Annotated in this window: 23 protein-coding genes; 12 read left to right on the top strand and 11 right to left on the bottom strand. The window is 69.7% G+C overall.

Going from position 1 to position 21,548, the window contains the following annotated elements; translation table 11 throughout:
• Window positions 1-199: 199 nt before the first annotated feature.
• The 3 genes from QRX60_RS30840 to QRX60_RS30830 all read left to right on the top strand — a co-directional run bounded on the left by QRX60_RS30840 (window position 200) and on the right by QRX60_RS30830 (window position 3,295).
• On the top strand, window positions 200-523 hold the full coding sequence (locus QRX60_RS30840) for a transposase (protein ID WP_285994936.1): 324 nt from the start codon (window positions 200-202) through the stop codon (window positions 521-523).
• Window positions 523-1,437 (top strand): IS3 family transposase, encoded by a 915-nt coding sequence (locus tag QRX60_RS30835; RefSeq protein WP_285994935.1) that lies wholly within the window; start codon window positions 523-525, stop codon window positions 1,435-1,437. Before QRX60_RS30840 ends, QRX60_RS30835 begins: the two co-directional genes overlap by 1 nt.
• A gap of 181 nt (window positions 1,438-1,618) precedes the next feature.
• Entirely contained in the window at window positions 1,619-3,295 is a 1,677-nt protein-coding gene (locus tag QRX60_RS30830) for an alpha/beta hydrolase family protein (RefSeq protein ID WP_285994934.1), read from the top strand.
• 143 nt (window positions 3,296-3,438) lie between these two features.
• Here the strand turns inward: QRX60_RS30830 and QRX60_RS30825 are convergent, their stop codons facing one another.
• The gene (locus tag QRX60_RS30825) at window positions 3,439-3,576 is read right to left on the bottom strand and encodes a hypothetical protein (protein ID WP_285994933.1); all 138 of its coding nucleotides are present in this window, start codon (window positions 3,574-3,576) and stop codon (window positions 3,439-3,441) included.
• Window positions 3,577-3,941: 365 nt separating this feature from the next.
• Entirely contained in the window at window positions 3,942-4,373 is a 432-nt protein-coding gene (locus QRX60_RS30820; RefSeq protein WP_285994932.1) for a MarR family winged helix-turn-helix transcriptional regulator, read from the bottom strand.
• A gap of 45 nt (window positions 4,374-4,418) precedes the next feature.
• On the opposite strand from QRX60_RS30820, the gene QRX60_RS30815 reads away from it, so the two are divergent.
• Together QRX60_RS30815 and QRX60_RS30810 are read left to right on the top strand one after the other, a co-directional pair.
• Window positions 4,419-5,105 carry a class I SAM-dependent methyltransferase gene (locus QRX60_RS30815; RefSeq protein ID WP_285994931.1) on the top strand — a complete coding sequence of 229 codons (687 nt, stop codon included), beginning with the start codon at window positions 4,419-4,421 and terminating at the stop codon, window positions 5,103-5,105.
• A gap of 120 nt (window positions 5,106-5,225) precedes the next feature.
• Window positions 5,226-5,492: a hypothetical protein gene (locus QRX60_RS30810; RefSeq protein WP_285994930.1), complete on the top strand. Its 267-nt coding sequence runs from the start codon at window positions 5,226-5,228 to the stop codon at window positions 5,490-5,492.
• Window positions 5,493-5,494: 2 nt separating this feature from the next.
• Here QRX60_RS30810 and QRX60_RS30805 read toward each other — a convergent pair whose 3' ends face one another.
• Window positions 5,495-6,175, bottom strand: a complete 681-nt coding sequence (locus QRX60_RS30805; protein ID WP_285994929.1) for a hypothetical protein — start codon at window positions 6,173-6,175, stop codon at window positions 5,495-5,497.
• A 262-nt stretch (window positions 6,176-6,437) separates the two neighbouring features.
• Window positions 6,438-7,253 (bottom strand): MerR family transcriptional regulator, encoded by an 816-nt coding sequence (locus QRX60_RS30800; protein ID WP_285994928.1) that lies wholly within the window; start codon window positions 7,251-7,253, stop codon window positions 6,438-6,440.
• 71 nt (window positions 7,254-7,324) lie between these two features.
• Between QRX60_RS30800 and QRX60_RS30795 the strand changes: the two genes are divergently transcribed.
• On the top strand, window positions 7,325-7,672 hold the full coding sequence (locus QRX60_RS30795) for a nuclear transport factor 2 family protein (RefSeq protein WP_285994927.1): 348 nt from the start codon (window positions 7,325-7,327) through the stop codon (window positions 7,670-7,672).
• Between the two features lie 210 nt (window positions 7,673-7,882).
• On the opposite strand, the gene QRX60_RS30790 is transcribed toward QRX60_RS30795, so the two are convergent.
• The 4 genes from QRX60_RS30790 to QRX60_RS30775 all read right to left on the bottom strand — a co-directional run bounded on the left by QRX60_RS30790 (window position 7,883) and on the right by QRX60_RS30775 (window position 11,862).
• The gene (locus tag QRX60_RS30790; protein WP_285994926.1) at window positions 7,883-8,857 is read right to left on the bottom strand and encodes a phosphotransferase family protein; all 975 of its coding nucleotides are present in this window, start codon (window positions 8,855-8,857) and stop codon (window positions 7,883-7,885) included.
• A 133-nt stretch (window positions 8,858-8,990) separates the two neighbouring features.
• Window positions 8,991-9,914 carry a carbon-nitrogen hydrolase family protein gene (locus tag QRX60_RS30785; protein WP_285994925.1) on the bottom strand — a complete coding sequence of 308 codons (924 nt, stop codon included), beginning with the start codon at window positions 9,912-9,914 and terminating at the stop codon, window positions 8,991-8,993.
• A gap of 374 nt (window positions 9,915-10,288) precedes the next feature.
• Window positions 10,289-11,272, bottom strand: coding sequence for an amidohydrolase family protein (locus QRX60_RS30780; RefSeq protein WP_285994924.1), 984 nt, complete (start codon window positions 11,270-11,272; stop codon window positions 10,289-10,291).
• Window positions 11,269-11,862: an NADPH-dependent FMN reductase gene (locus tag QRX60_RS30775; RefSeq protein ID WP_285994923.1), complete on the bottom strand. Its 594-nt coding sequence runs from the start codon at window positions 11,860-11,862 to the stop codon at window positions 11,269-11,271. Before QRX60_RS30775 ends, QRX60_RS30780 begins: the two co-directional genes overlap by 4 nt.
• A gap of 36 nt (window positions 11,863-11,898) precedes the next feature.
• Between QRX60_RS30775 and QRX60_RS30770 the strand changes: the two genes are divergently transcribed.
• Window positions 11,899-12,369, top strand: a complete 471-nt coding sequence (locus QRX60_RS30770; RefSeq protein WP_285994922.1) for a MarR family winged helix-turn-helix transcriptional regulator — start codon at window positions 11,899-11,901, stop codon at window positions 12,367-12,369.
• A gap of 241 nt (window positions 12,370-12,610) precedes the next feature.
• A complete protein-coding gene (locus tag QRX60_RS30765) occupies window positions 12,611-13,492 on the top strand; it encodes an aminoglycoside phosphotransferase family protein (protein WP_285994921.1) in 882 nt (293 codons plus the stop codon).
• Window positions 13,493-13,588: 96 nt separating this feature from the next.
• On the opposite strand, the gene add is transcribed toward QRX60_RS30765, so the two are convergent.
• Window positions 13,589-14,590 (bottom strand): adenosine deaminase, encoded by a 1,002-nt coding sequence (gene add / locus QRX60_RS30760; RefSeq protein WP_285994920.1) that lies wholly within the window; start codon window positions 14,588-14,590, stop codon window positions 13,589-13,591.
• 341 nt (window positions 14,591-14,931) lie between these two features.
• On the opposite strand from add, the gene QRX60_RS30755 reads away from it, so the two are divergent.
• Entirely contained in the window at window positions 14,932-16,077 is a 1,146-nt protein-coding gene (locus QRX60_RS30755; protein WP_285994919.1) for a hypothetical protein, read from the top strand.
• A 56-nt stretch (window positions 16,078-16,133) separates the two neighbouring features.
• Here the strand turns inward: QRX60_RS30755 and QRX60_RS30750 are convergent, their stop codons facing one another.
• Complete coding sequence (locus QRX60_RS30750) at window positions 16,134-16,895, bottom strand: SdrD B-like domain-containing protein (protein WP_286003734.1); 762 nt, start codon at window positions 16,893-16,895, stop codon at window positions 16,134-16,136.
• Window positions 16,896-17,361: 466 nt separating this feature from the next.
• On the opposite strand from QRX60_RS30750, the gene QRX60_RS30745 reads away from it, so the two are divergent.
• Entirely contained in the window at window positions 17,362-18,195 is an 834-nt protein-coding gene (locus QRX60_RS30745; protein WP_285994918.1) for an SCO6745 family protein, read from the top strand.
• 49 nt (window positions 18,196-18,244) lie between these two features.
• Here the strand turns inward: QRX60_RS30745 and QRX60_RS30740 are convergent, their stop codons facing one another.
• Window positions 18,245-19,330 (bottom strand): helix-turn-helix domain-containing protein, encoded by a 1,086-nt coding sequence (locus QRX60_RS30740; RefSeq protein WP_285994917.1) that lies wholly within the window; start codon window positions 19,328-19,330, stop codon window positions 18,245-18,247.
• A 99-nt stretch (window positions 19,331-19,429) separates the two neighbouring features.
• Between QRX60_RS30740 and QRX60_RS30735 the strand changes: the two genes are divergently transcribed.
• Window positions 19,430-20,671, top strand: coding sequence for an MFS transporter (locus QRX60_RS30735; protein ID WP_285994916.1), 1,242 nt, complete (start codon window positions 19,430-19,432; stop codon window positions 20,669-20,671).
• 256 nt (window positions 20,672-20,927) lie between these two features.
• Window positions 20,928-21,527, top strand: coding sequence for a TetR/AcrR family transcriptional regulator (locus tag QRX60_RS30730; protein WP_285994915.1), 600 nt, complete (start codon window positions 20,928-20,930; stop codon window positions 21,525-21,527).
• Window positions 21,528-21,548 lie beyond the last annotated feature (21 nt).

Below are 21,548 nucleotides of genomic sequence, written 5' to 3'. Positions count from 1 at the left end.
GTCCATATGGTGCGCCGTTGACGTTGGCAGACTGATCGCATGACAGATCTGACTGCCGAACTCGTGGTCGAGGGTCGCGTCCCGCAGACCCCGGCTCTCGCTCCGAACGGACATCTGCTCTGCTACGTCCTCTGAGGTTCACCCCGGGTAGTGGACACCGAGTTAGCAGGATCAGATGTCCTGCTGAAAGGATGTCCTCATGCCTGCTCGCAAGCGCCGGTCGTACCCGGCTGAGTACAAGGTCGAGGCTGCTCACCGTGTGATCGATTCCGGCCGCACGATCGCTGAGGTCGCCCGCGAGCTGGGCATCGACGCGGGCATGTTGAGTGTCTGGGTCAAAGACGAACGACGCCGGATCACCGCGGCTGAGGTCCACGGGGACAACCCCTTGCAGGCGGCCGAGCGGGCCGAGCTGCTGCGCTTGCGCGGGCAGGTGGCCGAACTGGAGAAGGACAACGCGTTCCTGGTAAAAGCTTCGGCGTACTTTGCCGCGATGCAGAAGAACCGGCCCGGTTCGCTCTGATGGCCAAGTACGCCGGCCCCGACGAGTTCGCCGAGACGGCCGGCTCCACCTCGCCGCAGCACACCCGGTTCTCGGTCCGGCGGATGGCGCGGCTGCTGAGCGTGTCGAGAGCCGGCTACTACGCGCACGCCAAACGCGCCGCGGCAAGGGTGCTGACGCCACGGCAGCAACGCCGCGCCGACCTCGAGGTGAAGATCACCGAGGCGCACAAGGACTCCCGCGGAACCTACGGGTCGCCGCGGATCACCGCCGAACTGCGTGACCAGGGCGAGGTGGTCACAGCGAAGACGGTCGCCAAGATCATGGCCTCGATCGGGCTGGAGGGCATCAGCCCGCGCACGTTCAAGGTGAAGACGACGGTGGTCGATCCGGCCGCGTCGTTCCCGCCGGATCTGGTCGACCGGCTTTTCGACCGGGGCCGGCTGGACGCGGTCTGGCTGACCGACATCACGTATTTGACGTGTGGTGAGGGCGCGATGTTCCTGTGTGCGATCCGGGACGGGCACTCTCGGAAAGTGTTGGGCCACAGTGTATCTGACCGTATCAGCGCTGAGATGGTCACGGACGCCATCCACGACGCGGTCGCCGCCCGTGGCGGTGAATGTCGCGGCACGGTACTGCATTCCGACCGCGGCGGGGAGTTCACGGCGCATCTGACGGCGCAAGCGTGCTTCCGGCACGGGCTGCGCCGGTCGATGGGCGAAACCGGTATCTGCTGGGACAACAGCCCGGCAGAGTCGTTCTGGTCGACGTTCAAACATGAGCACTACTACCGGCATGCCTACGCCACGAAGATGGAACTCGTTGCCGCAGTTGACAATTGGGTTCGTTTCTACAACAGTGTGCGGCGGCACTCCGCAATCGGGATGCTCAGTCCCGACAATTTCGAGCAGTCACTTCGCACGGCTGCCTGATCCCTCGTAAGCCCCTGTCCACCGTTCGGGGTGAACCTCACTCGCCCCCACCAGCCGAATCGGTGACCACCTCGACACCGCACTCTGGCTCGCCGACATCAAAGGCGACGGTGCGTGGCGGAGGGCGACAGCCGACACCGCGACGGAGTCCCGGCCTCGCTGGTCCGCGGACTCGCGCACGTTGTACTTCCTGTCCGACCGCGCCGAGCGTGGTACTGCGCAGCTGCACCGACTCACCCTTGCCGACGGCGTGGTGATCGCGTTGACCCGCTGGCGCGCTGGCATCGTCGACCATCTGCCGCTCGCCGATCCCGACCTGGTCGCTCTGCTCGCCGAGGACGAGCCCACCGAACAGGACACGCGCCGCGCCCAGGACCGCGACGACGCCATCGTCGTCGGCGAACGCGAACCCCGTGCCCGGCTGCGCCTGCTCGACCTGCGCACCGGCCACGTCACCACCCCCAGGGTGTTCGACGGCCGGCACGTTGTGGAACTGCGGCAACGACCCGACGGTGGCCCGCTCGCCGTGCTCACCCAGGCCAGCGCCGACAAGGACTACGGCCCCCGCACCGGCCAGCTGCACCTGTTCGACCCCACCACGGGGACCGCGGAGGACCTCGGACCGGTCGAGGTCGACGCACAATCCCTGGCCTGGTGGCCGGCTGAAGACGGTTGGCACCTGGGTTACATCGCCCTCACCCCACCGGTCCTCCACGCCGGCACCGCCGCGTTCGACCTGGCTATGAGCAGCCGCGTGCGCCGCAACCGCACCGCCGACCTGCCGATGTGCCCCACCGAACTGTGCCAGACCGATGCCGCCCCTTTGGTGGTGTTCGCCAACGGCCTGAACACGACCCTGGCCCGGCTCGCTCCCGACGGTCCCGCGCCGCTGTCGCAGCACCCCGGCCACCTCGACGCCCTCACCACCACCCCTGCGGGTACGACGATCGCGGTACTGACCGGTTCCCGTTACCAACCCACGAACGTTTATGTCGGGCCACCGACCGGGCCGCTGCGGAAGATCACCGACACCCGCCCCGAACTGGACGACATCGCATTCGGTACCCAGCGACCGCTGGCCTATCGAGCCGCCGACGGACTCGATCTGGACGGTCTGCTCGTACTGCCGGCCGGGAAATCCGCTTCGGACGGCCCGTTCCCACTCGTCACGATCGTGCACGGAGGCCCCGACGACCGGTACGCCGATCGCCTCCAGTTGTTCTCGTTCCCCAGCGCTCGGGCACAGTGGCTGGCCACCGCCGGATACGCGGTGTTCCTTCCCAACCCGCGCGGCGGTCAGGGCCACGGCCACAAGTTCGCGGCCAGCGTCGCGGGCAGGGTCGGCCGGGAGGAGTGGACCGACATCCTGACCGGCATCGACCTGCTCGTCGCCGAGGGCATCGCCGACCCCGACCGGCTGGGCATCGCCGGCGGGAGTCACGGCGGATTCATGGCCGCCTGGGCGATCGGGCAGACAAACCGGTTTCGCGCCGCGCTGGTCGACGCGGGTATCACCGACTGGGGGATGCTCGCCGCGACCGGGGAGTACGGCCAGCTCGACGGCGCGCTGAGCGGCAGCATCGGGTGGGAGGGGATCGGCCCACACCCGCATGACGCGGTCAGCCCGGTCTCCTTTGCCAGCCGCGTCCGCACCCCGGTGCTCATCCTGCACGGCGCCGAGGACACCAACGTCCCCCTCAGCCAAGCCGTGTACTTCCACCGGGCACTGCGCTACTTCGGCGCCGAGCACGAGTTCGTGATCTACCCCAGGGAAGGCCACTCGATCCGGGAACGCAACCACCAACTCGACGTCCTGCGCCGCACCCGGGCCTGGTTCGACCGCTGGCTCCGGCCCTGAGCGGGAACAATTCCGGGGATTCTCAGTCTTGTATCAAGCGCCAGCGAGACTTTCTTAGACTCCGCTGAACGTTCAGTTATGCCGGGTATGAAGTTGCCCGCAAGCCTCGAGGTATTCGATGACCGACCTCACGCTCGACCGGTTCAAGCAAGAAGCCCGACGACGCGGTCGAGCACGGACCCGAACTCCTCAACATCGTCCAGTTCGACATACTCACTGGCCGGCTCGTCAATGCCCGGATGAATGACGACCACGTCCGCCCAGCCACCGGCGTACAGCACGAACTCCGCCTCCCCCGCATCCCCGTACACCCAACGACATCGGCCGACTCGCCTGGCCACGAGCCCGCAGAAGCGGTGCCGGCCACGAGACGTCGTTGTCCATCCAGGTGAGCTCAGCAGCCACAAGCCCGCGCTCACGCCAGCCGGCACACCGGGCGGCCACCATCGCGGCCGCCCGGTCCAGATCAAGGTTGCTGAGGTCGATACGGCGTTCCACGCCGCCCTCAGTAACGATGCCCGGCGCACCCTTCTCCACAAATCGGCCACCCACAGCCGGTGATCAAGGTTGCGAACATCCGCTCATGCCGCAGTGAGGATGTGGTCGGCGGCGCTCGCGTGACCGCTGTGGTGGTGTCCCGACGGAATCACCGCCGGGACACCACCCCGCCGGCCGCGACGAGGAGCCGCCGGAGCTCGCGCCGATCGTGTTCGTCGAGCTCGGCCAGAACCCGATTCTCGGCCTCGGCCACCTCGGGGTCGAGGCGCGCAAGCATGGTCACCCCCTCGCGCGTCAACGTGGCAGGCAACGACCTCCCGGACGACACCGTGGCGGGTCGCGCCACCAGGCCGCGATCCTGCAGCGCGAGAACCACCTTGTTCATCGCCTGCGGCGACACCTGCGCCTCGCGGGCCAACTGGGCGTTGGACTTCGGCGACTGCGCCAGCATCCGCAGGCAGAGGTACTCGGGCGCCGCCAGCTCCGACGGCTCGAGCACGGTGGCGGCCACCTCCGCGCGCAATGCCGCGGTGACCCGATGCAGCAGGTAGCCGAGGGGCTCGTCCCGGAAGGTTTCCATGTCAACCATGTTGACATATATCAACCTGGTTGACACTCTGAGCGCATGACGAGCTCATCCAGCGACGCGTTGTTCGAATCCGCCTATCGTGGTCAAGCTCCCGAGATGGGGCAGGGCCTCCGGCCGCCTTGGAGCATCGGCGAACCGCAACCCGAGATCGCCGCGCTCATCGACACGGGCGCATTCCACGGTGAGGTCCTCGACGCCGGCTGCGGCGAGGGCGCGACGTCGCTCTACCTCGCCGAGCGGGGCTTCACGACGGTCGGCCTGGACCAGTCGCCGACCGCGATCGAGCTCGCGCGTGCAGAAGCCGCCCAGCGCGGCTTGGCCAACGCCGGCTTCGCGATCGCCGACATCAGCACGTTCACCGGCTACGACGGCCGTTTCGGCACCGTTGTCGACAGCACCTTGTTCCACTCGATGCCGGTCGAACTGCGCCAGGGATATCAGGAATCGATCGTGCGCGCCGCAGCGCCCGGCGCATCCTATTTCGTGCTGGTGTTCGACAGCGCGACCGTGCCCACCGGCAGGGTCAACTCGGTCTCCGCGGAGGAACTGCGGGAGGTGGTGGGCGCGTACTGGACGATCGACGATATCCGGCCGGCCCGCATCCACGCCAACGTCCCCGAGAACTTCCCGGACTTCGCGGACTTCGCCGGCAGCGATGTCCGGAACGAGGGCAACGGCCGCAAGTCGACACCTGCCTGGCTGCTGTCGGCACACTTGTCCTGACCATGACGTCGTGCCGACACGCTGCGCCGCCCAGCCTTCGGTTCGAGACCGCCGTTGTCGGCGTCGCCGTGGGGATGCACCAGCAGCCGCACCCGACGGGCACCAGGGCGGCAAGAACCCATGCCCTCGGCGTCCAACTCGCGCAGTGCCGCCCTCAAAGGGGCCGACCGATCGGACCTGGACGTACCGCTCGCCGACGCCGTCGCACGCTGGCTCGCCACGGACGCGCGTGAACCGCTGCGGTCGCTGACTCGTGACGGCACGCTCCAGGCCCGCCAACAGATACCGCGGCTGACTGCGTTGGACCCGATCACCGGGCAGGTGATCCGGGCCGTTGCCAACCGGCCGGTAATTATGCGGGCAGCGGAATCGGACGCGTCCGGGTGAGGTCAGGCCTGCCCGGCCTGTGCCCACGCGATCAGGTCACGGACGCGCCCGGCCTCCGGCACGGCGACCAGTCCCGTCACCATCAGGGGCCCCGACGAAGGAAGGGGCATCAAAGGGGCGCGCCAGAACCTGCCGAAGACGATGGTTCCGCTGCCGTCCTGCCGGATCCGGGCGACCGGCGGCGGCAGCGTGCCGAGATACGCCGATGCGCGCGTCCTTCCCGAGAAGCGATCGGCCAGCACGATCCGCCGGTCGGTCACGACGTACTCAACACCGCGCCGCCCTCGCAACCTGGCGACGACCGGCACCCAGACGAACGCGACACCACCCACCCCGACGGCCCATGCGAAGAACGACAGCGGTTCGTGCCTGGCCACCGGGACCACGATGGTCGCGATCCCCCAGAGCAGGCCGAATGCGAACTGGTACCAGTCGAACCGAGCAAAGATGAGACGCTGTGGCCGTCCCGACCACAGCAGCCGCTCACCCGGCAGCAGAACGTTCGTTGGCACGTCCACGGCGACCTCCCGGCGTTCTTTGCCGGACTGACGCCAGGGAGGGCCCTCCGGGTTGCCCCAGGCGGCCGAACTGCCCGGTTCCGGCTGAGCCGGCCCTGGACACCGGAGCTGCCCGAAGGACCGCATCACGGCGCCTTCGCGGAGTTCGGCCACCTCCTCCATCACGCCCTCACCGCTTCCCGTCCGGACACCGCGCCCATCACGGCGATGTCCTCGCTGCTGGACCGGATGCGGCACCTGCCCGACGTTCCCGCGCCGGACGTGACGCGGTGAGCGCCACCGACGTCCGCCAGCGGCGGCTCCCGCTGGTCGACCGCCCGTTCCGCCGCGAGACGACAGAGGCCTGACCTTCATGTCCTGCCGCCCAGTCTTAAGTAGCCGCTGACCGCGCCGCCGCGACGCGCCGATACGCGTGGTGGCGGAGCGGTCACGGCGAGGACGCGAGCCGGAACACGGGCCAGCCGATCTCGGTCCGCCAGGTCGCCGGATCCGGATCGTCGCGCGGGCCGACGAGGTACGTCTCGTGGACAGGGCCGTCCACGACGAGGGCGTGGTCGACCACCCAGGCGCCGAGCCGGCCGTAGGTGACGTCGATGTCGTCATGGGGTCCGCAGTGGACGACGACCGCGAGCTCCGCGGGCGGCAGGTGCACGGGCCGCACCCGGCCGCGGACGGGCGGGTCCGCGACCGGCCGGTGGACCAGGACCGCACCCCGGCCACCGGTGAACACCTCGTTGGCGTAGCGGCCGCCCGGCGGCCCGAGCCGCGGCAGACCGGCGACCGCCGCGTCGAGTTCCGCCATCGCCTCGCCGTACCAGGACAGCACCTCGTCGTGGTCGACGACGCCCTCGACCGCGGCGACCGTCCGAGCCGCAACCGAGCGGAGCTCGACGTCCAGCCCACCGTCGTCGGGACGCAGCAGCCGCCGCAGCGACACCACCGCGGCGCGGGTCCGCGCCAGCTCCTCCTCCAGCCGCCGCAGGTGCCCGCCGGCCAGGTCCGCGCGCTCCGCCGCGTCCTCGGTCGCGAGGATCTTGGCCACGTCGGCCAGCGGCACGTCCAGCTCCCGCAGCCGGTGGATGACCTGTGCCGCCGGGATCTGCTCGGCGGTGTAGTACCGGTAGCCGCTGGCGGGGTCGACCGAGGCCGGCTCCAGCAGCCCGGACTCGTGGTACCGGCGCAGGGTCCGCACGCTCAGGTGCGTCAGCTGCGCGAACTCGCCGATCGTCAGACCACGGAACATCCCCCCACTGTGCACCCACCTCACCCGGCGCGCTTGACCCTCTCCCCGCGGGAGGGCCCACCGTGGTCGGCATGAGTGAAGCAATCGACACCCGCGAGCTGCCCGCGGTGATCACCGGCTACCTGACCGCCCACCAGGCCCGCGACCTGGACCCGGCGCTGGCCTGGTACACCGAGGACGCCGTCGTCACCGACGAGGGCCGGACCCACCGCGGCAAGCCCGAGATCCGCGCCTGGCTCGCCCGCGCCGCGAGCCAGTACACGTACACCACGACGCTCGTCGCCGCCCACCGCGTCGACCACGAGCACTACGTGGCGGTGCACCACCTCGAGGGCGACTTCCCCGGCGGGGTCGCCGACCTGCGGTTCCGGTTCACCCTGGACGGCGACCGCATCGCCGAACTGGTGATCGAACCGTGAGGGACGGGAGCACGGTGCGACGAGGCTCGTTGGGCTTGGTGCGGCAGTCGATCCGACGAGACGGCACAGCTGGTAGCTGACAGCGCCGGTAGGCCGCAGCAGTGACGAAGAGTGGCTTCAGCTGCCGGTGCACTGCGGCTCCTTGCGGGACTCACCCGCCGCTCGAACGTCCTCTTCTGCCGATGACAGAGCGAGCGAAAACCAAGGATGTCAGGAAAGCTGAGCCAGGGTCCGACCGATGTTCTGCTCCACGATCTCCAGCATTGCCGGCCGATCCGGGAAGTCACCCTCAAGCAGCCGCAACGGGCCTGCCACAAGCGACAGATACATCGCGAGACGGTAGAAGCGCACCCGGTCGCCGTCCAGGTCGTTCCGGCGGAAATGGGAATACCTGCTTCCGAAGCGCAGCTCCAGGAACACGTGCTCCCATTCGATATCGAAGAACATGGCACCCTCGATGTCGATCAGCACCGGCTCGTCATGGTCGTCGACCAAGACGTGGTCGGGGCCCAGTTCGCCGTGGATGAACCCGTACTCGGTACGTGGAGCCACCGCGGCGTGGCGGTCGTGGAGAAGGCCCAGGAGGCGATGCTCGACCGCCGCGATCCGGTCGACGCGAGCCGCGGCCTCGCCGAGATGGCGTAACGCACGGCACAACACGAGCCACTCCACCGGATCGACGCCGGCCCGGTCGATGCCCGGGCGACCGTATCGGTCGCGCCGACTGTCGTGCATCGTCCGGACCACGTCACCAAGGCGAGCCGACACCCGCCCGGCTCGCCCCGGGTCCCGTTCCCACAGGGCTTCGAGCGTGCCGCCACGCACGTCCTCCAGCACGGCCACCTCACCCGCGAGCAGACTCCTGCTGCGGTCCAGCATCTCCACCCGGGGGACCCGAACGGCGGTCGAGGACAAAGCGGCATGAGCAGTCTCGAACAGGTCGAGACCGCTGGCATGACCGAACGGGTCGCTCCGGTCCTGCGTTGCCACGTCCGTCCAGTAGTCCTCATCCGCGTTCCACACATAGGCGATGCCCGTCGTACGGTCATCCAACACCAGCCGGTAGACGCCCTTCTTGGAACCGCCGCGCAACCGTTCCACCGAGACCAGTTCACGCCCACCGAACGCCGCCCGCGCGACACCCGACAACTCACCCCTGCCGAGCCGCCCCCGGATCCGGACCATTTCCGCACCCTACAACCGGACGCACTCTTCTGCCGCCGATCGAGCGTTGCGGCGTACTCACATCCCGACTTGAAGACCATTGCACAGGGTGGCACGGTGGCCGAATCGAACGTCCTTCTCCACCGACGAGCCGTCACATGGCGTCCGTTGGTCGAAGGGACACGTCAAAATGCGGTGTGGGTGTCGCTCGTGGGTCTCCGTGCACGACGCGGTGTACGTAGAGACTTGCTCTCGCCGTGCGGCGCCAGGGCCGTGCCAGCCGGATGGCCACGTCGATGTCGGCGTCAGGCGCGGCACGATCGAACTCCGCGACGGCGAGGCCATGCCGCCCGTCGCCGTGACAGCGTCCGATCCACCGACCGCCGGGCGCGACGACGCCGGCCGGAGCCGTCGCGCTGAACTGAGCCGGGACGGAGTAGCCGACCCAGTAGTTGCAGAGCGTCCCGTACGCCTGGGCCACGACCGATCTCGGCGCGTCGTCGACCATCACCGATGCCAGCACGCAGTCGAGGTCCAGACGTTCGTACTCGGCGAACAGTTCGGGGAAGCTGACTTCGATGCAGAGCACGCAACCGAATCGGAAACCGTCGACCTCGAACACCAGCGGCCCCACTCCCGGCGTGCACATGTAGCTAATCTCGGTGTTGGACGGGTACCACTTGTCATAGCGGCCGACCAGCTCACCTTGGTCGGAGACCACGTACAGGCTGTTGCGCGGACGGTTCGCCCCGGACAACCGGTGGATCGAGCCGAACACCGTCCAGATGCCAAGTTCACCCGCGAGATCCGCGACGGCCTCGGCCTCTTCTCGCATGACACCCCAAGCGGCACGCGACCAATCCGCCTCGGTCAACTCCTCCATGCCGCCGCTGGACACCGCGTACTTCCTGGGATACGTAATCGCGCCCTCCGGGAACTGCACAAGCCGGGCACCCGCAGCACTCGCCTCCTGCATCAGAGCGCGGATCTCAGCTCCGCTTGCACGAAGAGCGTCCCGATCCGCCGGATCCTCAGGCACCGTGCTCTGCGCGACCGCCAACTGCAGCGTCTGATTCATCTGGCCAGCTTGTCAGACCCGAACCGGGCAGTCCTGTGTTCGCACTCGGTGAAGCGGGCGCCCCGTTGAGAACTGGCCCTACGGACGAGCCGTTCGAGTTGCGAACGCACTCTCTACACCTACGGATCGGGCACGAAGTGGAACATCCGCTTCTGCCGATGAGCGGTGACCGGGTCGGCACCGGGCCGGAGTTTCCCAGCGGCCGGCGCCCCGGCACGCGACCACGGAGACGCGAGGCCGGGTCCGCCGCGGCCGTACCCGGGTCGAACTCCGTCGGGCTCCTCGCGGTTCGTGTCTTGCGCTTGTGCCGGCCCTCCGATGCTCCGGTGCCGGCGAGCAACGGGTTCGCTCGCAGGGGAAAACCGGCCGTAGACTCACTGGCGCCGGATGCCCGCGATGAGGTTTTCCCAGTTCTCGTGGGCGATTCGCGCCCGGTCGGCGTCGCTGATCGGGGCGGTCGCCACGAACCGCCGGGCGGAACCGCTGTGCTCGCGGTTGAACGGGTGGTCCGAGGCGTACATGATCCGGTCCGCGCCCACGGTCTCCAGGCTCCACCGCAGGTACCGGTGGCTGGCGATGCCACCCGGGGTGATGAAGACGTTCGTGCGGAAGTACTCCGCGATCGGGCGCTCCAGCGTGGTCACCGCGTCCAGGGCCGCCACGCGGTCAAGGTAGAACAGCACGACCTCGCCCCAGTGCCCCAGGATCAGCTGCAGCCCCGGGAACCGGTCGAAGACCCCGGCGACGATCAGCCGGAGCGCGGTCAGCCCGGCGTCGTAGTGCCAGCCGAACGTCCCGGTGGCCAGCAGCTCGTCCACCGGGCCGCCGAAGCGCCGGTAGTAGGCCCCGGTGACCGCCTGGACCGGCACGCTCGGGTGCAGGTACACCGGGGCGCGCAGGTCCTCGGCGGCCTCGAAGATGTCCCAGAAGCGCGGCTCGTCGAGAGCCTGGCCGCGGGAGTTCGCGTTCACCAGCGCCCCGTCGAACCCGAGGTCCGCGACGGCCCGCCGCAGCTCGTCGGCCGCCGCCGAGGGCGTGGACGTCGCGAGGGCCGCGAACCCCCGGAACCGCCCGGGATACCGGCCGACGGCGTCGGCGAGGACGTCGTTGGTGGGACGTTGCAGGGCGACGGCTTCGGCGGGGTCGAGGTCCTGCAAGCCGGGCGTCGTGAGCGACAGCACGGCGGTGTCGATCCCGGCGTCGTCCATCGCGGCGACGCGGTCTTCGCCGAGGTCGAGCAACGCGGTGCTGGCGACCGCCCGGCTCATCATCGGCGCGGCGAGCGCGGGGTCGTGCCGCCGCCACGCCGCGACGACGTCGGCCGTGGCGAAGTGCTCCTCGAGCCCGTAGAGCCTCACCGGATGGTCTTGAGCGCGCCGGCCCAGGATTCGAGCTGGTCGAACAGCACCGACGCGGCGTCGTCGTGCATCGGGGACGGGGCGAACTCGGCGAAGTTCTCGAAGTCGGTGAAGAGCGAGAACGACAGCTGCTGGCGCACGTGGGCCAGCTGCAGCTCACTGCAGATCGCCCGCAGGTGCTCGATGGCGCGGGCGCCGCCGAGCGCGCCGTAGGAGACGAAGGCGGCGGCCTTGTTGTTCCACTCGGCGTAGAGGTAGTCGATGGCGTTCTTCAGGACGCCCGAGGTGGAGTGGTTGTACTCGGGGGTGACGAAGACGAACCCGTCGAAGGCGGCGATCGTGGCGGACCAGGCCTTGGTGTGGTCGTTGGTGTAGACGCCCCGGCTGGCGGACACGGCCTCGTCCAGGTGCGGCAGCGGGTGGTCGAGCAGGTCGATGAGCTCGTAGTCGGCGTCCGGCCGTTCCTTGGCCTTGGCCAGCACCCATCTCGCCACGGCTTCGCCCTTCCGGCCGGGACGGGTGCTGCCGAGGATGATCGCAATCTTCACGGGAAATCCTCTCGCTTGAATGTTCAAGTCAGACGCTAGCATGATGACGTGAATTTTCAAGTCAGCTAGACTGTGGTGATGGCGGAACCCGAGCAGCGCTGGCTCACGACTGACGAGCTGTCGGCGTGGCGCGCTTTCATGCGGCTCGCCCAGCGACTCCCGGCGTCGCTGGAAGCGCAGCTGCAGCGCGACGCGCGGCTGAGCTTCCTCGAGTACTACGTGCTCGCGCACCTGTCGGAGCAGCCGGATCGCCGGGCGCGGATGAGCGAGCTGGCGGCCTTGGCGAACACGGAGCTGTCGCGGCTGTCCCACCTGATCGGCCGCCTGGAGAAGCGCGGCTTCGCCTGCCGGGAACCGGACCCGGGCAACGGCCGGTACACGCAGGCGATCCTGACGGACGCGGGCTTCGCGCACCTGGAGTCGGTCGCGCCCGGGCACGTCGAGCAGGTGCGGGAGCTGTTCGCCGACCCCCTGACCCTGGCGGAGCTGCGCACGCTGCGCCGGATCGCGGACAAGGTGCTGGCCCGCGTCGACGACCAAGCCGAATAGCGGGAAGTCCGCCGCCGCGGTCGGGCACGTCTCATCACCGCCCACGGTAAAAGAAGGCACCGCCAGGACACCGCTACCTGCCCTGACACCGAACGCGATCGTGCTCATGATGAACAGACTTCCGCGGCGCGAAGGGAAGCACCTTCCGACCGGGTGAGGAATGGCTTTTCGCTCTCGCGCAAAAGCGGCGCACGCACGCGCCGACATGCGCGGGTCGGCCGCTCGGGTGCAGACTTCCGGGGTGGACATCGGAGAGGCCGGCGCGCGGTTGGTCGATCGGTTCGGTCTCCGGGCTGAGGGCTGGCTGGCCGAGGTCCCCGCCCTCGCCTCGCGACTGGTCTCCCGGTGGGGCCTCGAACTCGGTGAGCTGTTCGCGAGCGGGGCCTCGTCTGTCGTCCTGCGTTGTCGATGGCGTGACGGAACGCCTGCGGTGCTCAAGCTCAGTCCGGATCGAGCGCTGCTGACCGAGCAGGTGGAGATGCTCCTTGTGTTCGCGTCTTCAGGCCGGGTGCCGGCCGTGATGGCCGCGGATACGGAAGCCGGGGCGATGGTGCTGGAAGAGATCCTGCCTGGCACGGAGGCTGAGGACCTGCCACCGGAGTCGTTGCCGCGGCGGTGGGGCGAGTTGCTTGCCGCCCTGCACGCCGTGCCCCCGCCCGCGCACTGGCCGCGAACCCTACGCGGCCGATGCGACGAGGCCTTCACTCGAATCGGCCGCAGACTGACCGAACCGGCCATCGGCGCGCGGATCGCCGAGCGAACGTGGCAGCGGACGATCCGGCGCTGCGAGGCGCTGCTGGACACTCAGACCAGGATCGTGTTGCTGCACGGAGACCTACATCTCGGCAACGTCCTGGACGGCGGTGCGTCGCGGGATCTCGTCGCGATCGATCCGAAGGCGTGCTTGGGTGATCCGTGTTTCGACGCCGTCGACTACGTGGTGGCTGGGGCCGGACACGAGGGAGTCCAGGCCCGCTGCCAACGGGTGGCGACGGCATGCGGGCTCGACGGGGACAGGTTGTTCGCCTGGACCCGGGTGATCGCACCGATGTTCGCCATCGCGTACCTCGCGAATGACGGTTCAGATCCGGCGATCGACGAACTGCTCACCCTGACTCGGTGATCTCGCACGAATATCCGCTCATGCCGCTGATCGAGCACTCGCGTCCGGTCATGCCGAGGAGCAGACCTCTGCGGCACTGCTGCGGCTTGTCGAAGATCAGTCGCCCAGCCAAGCCGCGATCGAGCTCAGCGCCGCGGTCTTCAGCTGGACCGGTGCGGCCGAGCCGGTGACGGAGGCCGCCGCTGCCGCCGCGAGGTGCTCGTCGCTCAGGCCGAGCACCGAGCGCGCGAGTTCGTATTCGCGGGCGAGGTCGGTGGCGAACAGCAGTGAGTCGTCGGTGTTGATCGAGCATCGGACCCCGGCGTCGAGCAATGTCGGCAAGGGGTTCGTCTCGACGGGGTGGTAGACGCCGAGCAGGGCATTGCTCGTCAGGCAGACGTCGAGCGTCGTGCCCCGCGCCGCGAGTTCCTCGACGAGAACGGGGTCTTCGACGGCACGTACTCCGTGCATCACCCGGTCGGCACCGAGCACCTCGAGCGCGTCGCGGACCGATTCCGCCCCCGCGATCTCACCGGCGTGCGGAACCGAAAGCAGACCGGCCTCGCGGACGATGTCGAACGGCCGCTTGAACCAGGACGCCGGGGCAGCCGCCTCGTCGCCGTCGAGGCCGAACCCCACAACACCATCGCCGGCGCGTTCGGCGGCAATGGCGGCCACAGTGATCGCGTCGTCGACACCGATTCCGCGGTTGGCGGCAGCGATGAGCCCGAACCCGATCCCCACCTCGTCGGCCGCGGCGCGACCGGCGGCCAGAACCGTGGTGACCGCGGCCTCGTAGTCGCCCAGCCGGCCCCGGAACAGCCCCGGCCACACGGAAAGCTCAAGCCAGACCACACCAGCGGCCTTGGCATCCTCGACGATCTCCCGGACCGCCCGCCGAACATCTGCCTCATTCCGCAGACAGGCCGCCGCCGCGGCGATGGTCTCCATGAAATGCCCGAACGACCCGTACCCCGTCGGCCGCGGAACCTCCCAACCCTCCTCCCGCGCGATCTCCTCAACAGTCGACCGGCGCAGCGAACCATCCAGGTGCAGGTGCAGATGAGCCTTGGGCAACTCCAGCAACGAGCGCGCACCAGCCCGACCAAACGTGGTCACACCAGAACTCTCCCACACGGCGCCGACATCCCGTCATGCCGCTGGTCGAGCTTGCGTGACGCGCGCTCATGGCGATGTTCGGATCTGCCGGCAAAGAATGCCATTGCGACCCGCCCCTGGCCGTCGCCGGACGTTCGCGCAGGCGCGAGAACCGGAAAAACGGTCCCGCCCTTCGACCCGGCCGCACCTAGTACTTTCGGCCGATGTCCGCGCGGCGAAAACCCTCCGAAAGACGTGAGCCATTTCGGGGTTCTCCTGCCGGCGCCGGTTTCACGGTCGATCATCGCCCTACCGTGGCGGTGCTAGGTGATCTTGAACCGGAACCGAAGAGGGGAACCACCTTGCCCGACCGGACCAGATTTCTCGGCCGAACGCTCGCGGCGGCGGGCACCGTGGCGGCGCTCGCGCTCGCCACGGCCGTTCCTGCCGCAGCCGCACCAGCGACCGTCGAGCAGGACGTCGCGCAGCTGTACCAAGACGTCGTCGACCTCTACAACGGCCTGCCCGCGGATGCTCTGCGCGGCGTCGACCGGCTCATCGAGTCGCCCATCCCGCACCTCGGCCCCCGGAGCCAGGCGGCGCAGGACCCGATCCCGGGCTGCACCGAGGGTTCGCTGCTGACGTACGCGAACAAGCTCGCGTCCCAGCTCACCCCGCTCGAGAACCAGGCGTTCAACGCGCTGTCGGGGCTCAGCCAGCTCTACGTCCAGGGCGTCGCGTCCGACAAGGCCCCGCAGGTCTTCGGCACCGACGGCCAGTACACCTCGCGCGCCACCGGCACGATCGACAAGCTGCGCGGCTTCTGGGACATCGAAAGCTGGAACATCCAGCTCGTCGCCTGGAAGGGCACCGATCTCGGCAGCCAGGCGAAGATGGCGCAGACCTTCAGCCTCGGTCTCGCGCCGGCGAAGGTGAAGGACGCCGCCGCGCTCGCCACCAAGGTGCTCTACGAGGTGCCGGCGCTGCAGGGCGGCCGCAACCCGCTGCTCACGCTGAACGCGTTCTCCGCCCCGGCCGGCAGCCTCGGCGGCAAGCGAGTGGCACTCGGCGACGGCCTGCTCGACACGGTCAACGTCCTCGGGTTCGACGACGTCTCGGTGGAGTCCGTGGTCGGCCACGAGTACGGCCACCAGGTCGACTTCGCCCACGACAACTACCCGCGCAACGAGTCCTCCGAAATGGGCCCCGACGCCTACGGCGGCTACTTCGTCGCGCACGCCAAGGGTTTCGGGTGGAACGCCCGCACCCAGCAGGAGGTCACCTACCTCGACGCCTCCATCGGCGACTGCTTCCACAGCCACGGCACCCCGGACCAGCGCAAGGCCGCCGGAGCCTGGGGAGAGAAGCAGGCGACGAGCCAGGGCAACCCGAACCGGATCGTCCCGTCCGCCACGATGATCGAGAAGTTCCAGAAGGAGTACCCGAAGCTGATGCCGCCCGCCACTGATCAGGCGGCCGCGGCCACGGTGGCCGCGGCTCGCGGCTGACCTCCGGTTCCCGTCGGCGGGCCGTCTCCCCCGAACCGAGGGAGACGGCCCGTTCTTCACGGCTGGGGCTCGACCTCGTAGACGAGGTCGGGGTGCTCGTCAGCGCGGACCTCGGTACTGCCGACGTTGCCCCCGTAGGTCAGCCACCACCCGGTCGGCGGGGTCACGCGGATCTCGTATTCGCCGACCGGCAGCCCGGTGAACCGGAAATCGCCGTTGCGGTCGGTGTGGGTGGTGGCTCGGCGGTCGATGTCGTACAACCCGATCAAGGTGACCTCGACGCCCTCGACTCCCTCGCCGGGGTCGTTCCGGTGGTTGGCGTTCTTGTCGTAGTAGCTGCTGCCCACCGACTCGCCGGTCAGACCGGGCACGGACGCCCGTGCGACCCCGACGTTGTCCCCCGGGTCGGTGTCGCCGTTCTGGGCGGTGAAGCCGTAGGCGATGGTCACCCGGCCGACGTTCGCGGCGCCGCCGGGCACGATGCCGCGCAGGACGACGCTGACCGTCTGTCCCGCGGGGATGGTGATCCCCTCCTGGTCGTAGCCGACGCCGGCCCAGTCGGTGATCTCCAGCTCCCACGGGTCGCCGTTCCCGCCACTGCCGTTGACGACCTTGACGGCGTCGACGGAGCCGGAGTTCGCGAACTTGTAGGTGACCGTGGCCGCGTCGCCGGCTTGGTAGGTGAGCTTGTCGAACCGGGTGGACACGACGTGAACGTTCGGTTCCGCGGGCGCGGCAACGGCGGGCAGCGCGCCGGCGAGCAGGGTGGCCGAGCACACCGCCACGGTGATCAACGGCCGTCTGACTTCGGAAAACATCGACACGAACTGCCCCTCATCCAGAGGCGGGACGATCCCGCATGGAGTTACACGCGGCTGCGGCGCAAAGGGTTTAGCCGGAGTCCGGTCAGCCGTCTGTCACCGGCAGAACCCGCTCTCTCCCGAACAGGAGAATCCCGGAGAGTTCCACATCGAATTCTTCGTCGGACAGGAGGAAAAGTGACCGCCAAGAATCTGGCTTCGCTGATGAATTCGGTTCTGCCCCAGCTCTGAACCGTACTGGGTGCCCCGCGGGCCGACCCGGCTGCCGGGACGAAGGACCGGGAGCACGGCGCGGGTCGAGGGAGGGTCTGGCCCTCCGGCCTGCCCCACGGTCACCCTCAACTGTGATCTGCTTCACAGATCCCCGACTGGCCGAGGTTCGGTTGTCGGATCCCGGGTTGCCCGTTCGTGGCGTCGGTGAGCGGCCGCTGCGAGAGCTCCGCCACGAGCACAGGAGATCGAGATGTCGCACCCGGAACCGGTGGCCCGCCGCATGTACGACCTGGTCGAGCCCATCGGCCTGCTGCCCTACTTCGCCGACGAGTCCGACGAGGCGCTGATGGCGCTGGGCCTGCGCAACCCGTGGGACGCCTACTTCGCCGGCCGGGCCGCGCCGCTCGGCCGTGACGTGCCGGCCGACGTCGTCCACGCGATCTTCTACAACTTCGCCCCCGGCGAGGTCGCCCGCCACCTCCCGAAAGTCTGGGACCTGACCACCCCCGAGGCCGCGCTGGCCGCCCGCGAGCGGGGATGCGTCGCGGGAATGCGGCGGATCCTCGGCGAACTCGCCGACGACGCCGGCGTCGCGCGCGCCGGCGACCTGTTGCTGAAAGCGGCGACCAGCGCCCCTGTCGAGGGACGCGCCCTCTACGCGGCGCTGCGCGCGCGGCCGGTGCCGCAGGAGCCGGTGGCCCGGCTGTGGCACGCGGCCACCCTGCTGCGCGAGCACCGCGGTGACGGCCACACCGCCGCACTGCTGACCGAAGGCATCGGCGGCACCGAGGCGCACGTGCTGCACGCGTTGTCCGTGGACCTGCCCGCGCACGAGTTCGGCCGGGTCCACCACCTCCCCGCCGCGCAGCTGAACGCGGTCATCGACGGCATGCGCGCCCGCGGCCTCGTCGGGTCCGACGGCTGGCTCACCGCCGCCGGGCGGGCCACGAAGGAACGAGTCGAGGCGCTGACCGACCGGCTCGCGGAGGCGCCGTACAACGCCCTGAGCCCCCGCGAACTCGACCGCCTCATCGCCGACCTCGCACCGATCTCGGCTGCCTTCCGAACGGTCTTCCCGATGTAGCGAGCACCACCATCGGGCAAGGTGAACGGTGCTCGCTTCGAGGGGCTGCTCAACGCAGTACGGCCGCCAGCAGGTCGGCCCCCAGCGCCGTCAGGTCGGGCAGGTTGACGGTGTAACGGACATAACGACCATGCCGCCGGGTGGTCAGCAGACCCGCGCGACGCAGGACAGCGAGATGGCGGGAAACCTCCGGGGGCGAAAGTTCCCAGGCGTGGGCCAGCTCGCCGGTGGTGTGCGGGCCGCGGGCCAGGGTGCGCAGCAGCCGCAAACGCACCGGATGCGCGAGCGCCTCGAGCCGTAGCGTGACCGTTTCCAGCGAGACCGGCGCCGAGGGATTCGCCTCGGCGACGGGATACTGCACCACCGGCTGCCACCCGGGCGCACGCACCGCCACCAGATGCGGGCGGCCGAAGACGCTGGGGAGGAAGGTGACCCCGGCCCCGTGGGCGACGGTCGCGTTGTCCTGCAGCTTGTCCACGATGATGCAGGTACCGTCCGGCGCCAGGGTGACGGCGCTGGAGACCGACGCGAGCGCCGCCCCGATGCCCTGGCGCTTCAGCAGGTCGTTCTTCAGGCGCAGGTCGGTGGCGAGTTGCCCGGCGACGCGCGTCCAGGCGGCGTCGAAGAAGGCCTCGGCGCACTGTTCGAGGGTGTGCCGCACCCGCGCCCGCACGGCGGCGGGGTCCGCGAGCAGCCGTTCCGCGAAGGCCTCTTGGAGCGCGCCGCGGGCTTGCGCGAGGTCCAGGGCCCGCTCGCGCGCCGTCGCGTCGACGAGCGGGGACGGCGCGCCGAAGTGGACCCGGTTGCTGCCGCAGGTGGTGACGAGTGCGGCGGTCACATAGGTTTCGTCGTCGATCCGGTCCACGTCGTCCAGCTCCTCGAGGAGGGTCGGCCGGGGACGAGCGGGGACGAGGAAGTCGGCTCGTGAGGAACGCCAGAGGAACTCCGCCTCCCTGAGCCGCTCGGCCAGCTCCGGCCGCAGCCCGGCCCAGACGTCCCCGGCCCAGCCCGCGAGCTGCGGGTGATGCGCGGGTTCCGCCAGGACGTGCAGCATCGCGGTCAGCTCGGCCAGCGGCGACGCGGTGAACCGCAGTCGCTCGGCCGGCAGGCCGCTGATGTCGATCCTCAACGTCATCCCGCCATTCTCGCCGCCCGGACGGCCGGCGACGGCGTCGGTTGACGGTGTTCGTCAATCGACGTGGCAGGTCCGGCGGCCCAACGCAGTGTGGGCGCCATGGCAACCATCACCGGGATCCGGCCGCGCGCCCTCGTCCGTGCCTCCGGCGGCCCCCGCTACGCCGTCGCTCTCGCCGTGGACGCGCTCGGCACCGGCATGCTGCGGCCCTTTCTGCTGCTCTACGGCGTGACCGTGCTGCAGCTGTCCGCGCCGGTCACCGGCATCGCCATGACGGCCGGCGTCGTCGTCGCTCTGGTGTGCACGCCGGTGGTGGGCCGCTGGCTGGACCTGGGTGCCCGCAGCACGGTCGTGGCGGCGTCGATGCTGGTGCGGGTGCTGGGCGTGGCGCTGCTGCTGGCCGCCCCGGCGGGGAACGTCTGGCTGTTCGCGGCGGCGGCGCTCTTCCTCGGCATCGGCAACCAGGCGTGGCCGGCCGCCCACGCGGCTGTCGTGGCCACGGTCACCCACGGCCGCGAACGCGACGCCGCCCTCGCGGGCAGCCGCGCCCTGCGCAACGCCGGCCTGGGTGTGGGTGCGCTCGTCGCCACGGCGTGCCTGACGGGCGGCACCACCGCCTTGGAGGCGCTGGCAGCCGTCACCGGACTCGCCTACTTCGCCGCGGCGACCTTGGCGTGGTCGATCCACCTCCGCGCGCATCCGGGCGCGACCCCGGCCAGGGACGACCGGCCCGCACCCCGGATGCGCACGCTGCTGGCCGCCAACGTGGTTTACGTCTTCTGCCTCAACCTCTTCGAAATCGCGCTCCCGCTGGTCCTGGTGACGCAGCTGCACGCGTCCCCGGTGTGGTCGGCAGCCGTCTTCGTGGCGAACACGGTGCTGGTGGTCACCCTGCAGGTGCCGGTCACCGTCCTGATGTCCCGCTTCTCCCGGCGGACCGTGCTGGCCCTGGCCGGCGTGGTCCTCGCTGCGTCCTACCTCGGCTTCCTCGCGGCCACCTCGCTGGGACACGGCTGGGGTCCCCCGGCCGTCGCCGCGGTGTCCGTGGTCTGCACCCTCGGCGAGATCATCTACGGGGGCAGCGCCACCGCGCTCGTCACCGCCCTCGCCCCGGCCCCGGTCCTGGGACGCGCCCTCGCCCGCTTCCAGCTCTCCACGGGCTTCGGCCTCGCCGTCACCCCCGCGGTCATCACCGCACTCGCCTCCCGCGGCCCGGCCACCCTCTGGGGCAGCCTCGCCGCCGCGACGCTCCTCGCAAGCTCGGCTGTTGCCACCGAGAAGGACCGAGGAACGCGGCCCAGCGGTCGCCGCCGGGCGCGATCGCCTCGGGGGCCGGCTTGAAGCAGCCACACCCCGCCTCGGTGCTCGACAGGCGGCACGCCATGTGAGAGCCACGCCCGACAGCGTGGTGGGCAGCCGATGAGAGAGCCACCCGTCGAACACCTCGACCAAGCCTGGCCCGGCATCGGTCCTACCGCCATTCAACAAGTAGCCGATGAGCGGACGCCCGACCTTGGGCAGGCACAGAAGCGGCCGCTTGCAGGTTGCGTCAACCCCGGGTACTTTCGATACGAAACGGTATCGTAGCGAAAGTAAGGTGAGCGCCTTGGCGCCCGACGACGTAACTCGATCCCCGGCGCTGGGGCGACCGCGGGATTCCGGCCGCGACCGAGCCATCCTGGACGCGACACTGTCCCTGCTGACCGAGATGGGTTACGAGCAGCTCTCGATCGAGGCGGTGGCCGGGCGTTCCGGGGCGGCGAAGACGACGATCTACCGCCGGTACCGCGACAAGGCGGCCCTGGTCGCCGCCGCGGTCGAGCACCGCTCGCCCGCGACGCCCCCGCAGCCGGAGGGAGAAAGCCTCCGGGAGAACGTGCATTCTCTGGCGACATGGCTGGCGCGGAGCATCTCCGAACAGGACGTCGGCCTGCTCGGAGCCCTGTTCGCCGGCATGCGCAACGACGCCGGGCTCGCCCAGGCGATGCGGCGGATCCTGCGGCGGGACGAGACCGCGATGACGGACGGACTTCTCCGCCAAGCGGCCGAGCGCCTGGCGCCCGGAGCGGCGCCGCTCTTCGCCGAGGTCGCCTCCGCAGTGATCGTGCACCGCGTCGTCGTGGGTGAGCCGTGCGACGCCGCCTTCATCGCGCACCTCGTTGACGACATCCTCTTGCCGCTCCTGCGCCGCACCTGAACGTGCTCTCGCGTTCCGGCC

This window comes from Amycolatopsis mongoliensis (assembly GCF_030285665.1).
GTDB classification, from domain to species: Bacteria; Actinomycetota; Actinomycetes; order Mycobacteriales; family Pseudonocardiaceae; genus Amycolatopsis; species Amycolatopsis mongoliensis.
The sequence above is the reverse complement of the archived record's forward strand: the minus strand, read 5'-3'. Positions and strand labels throughout refer to the sequence as shown.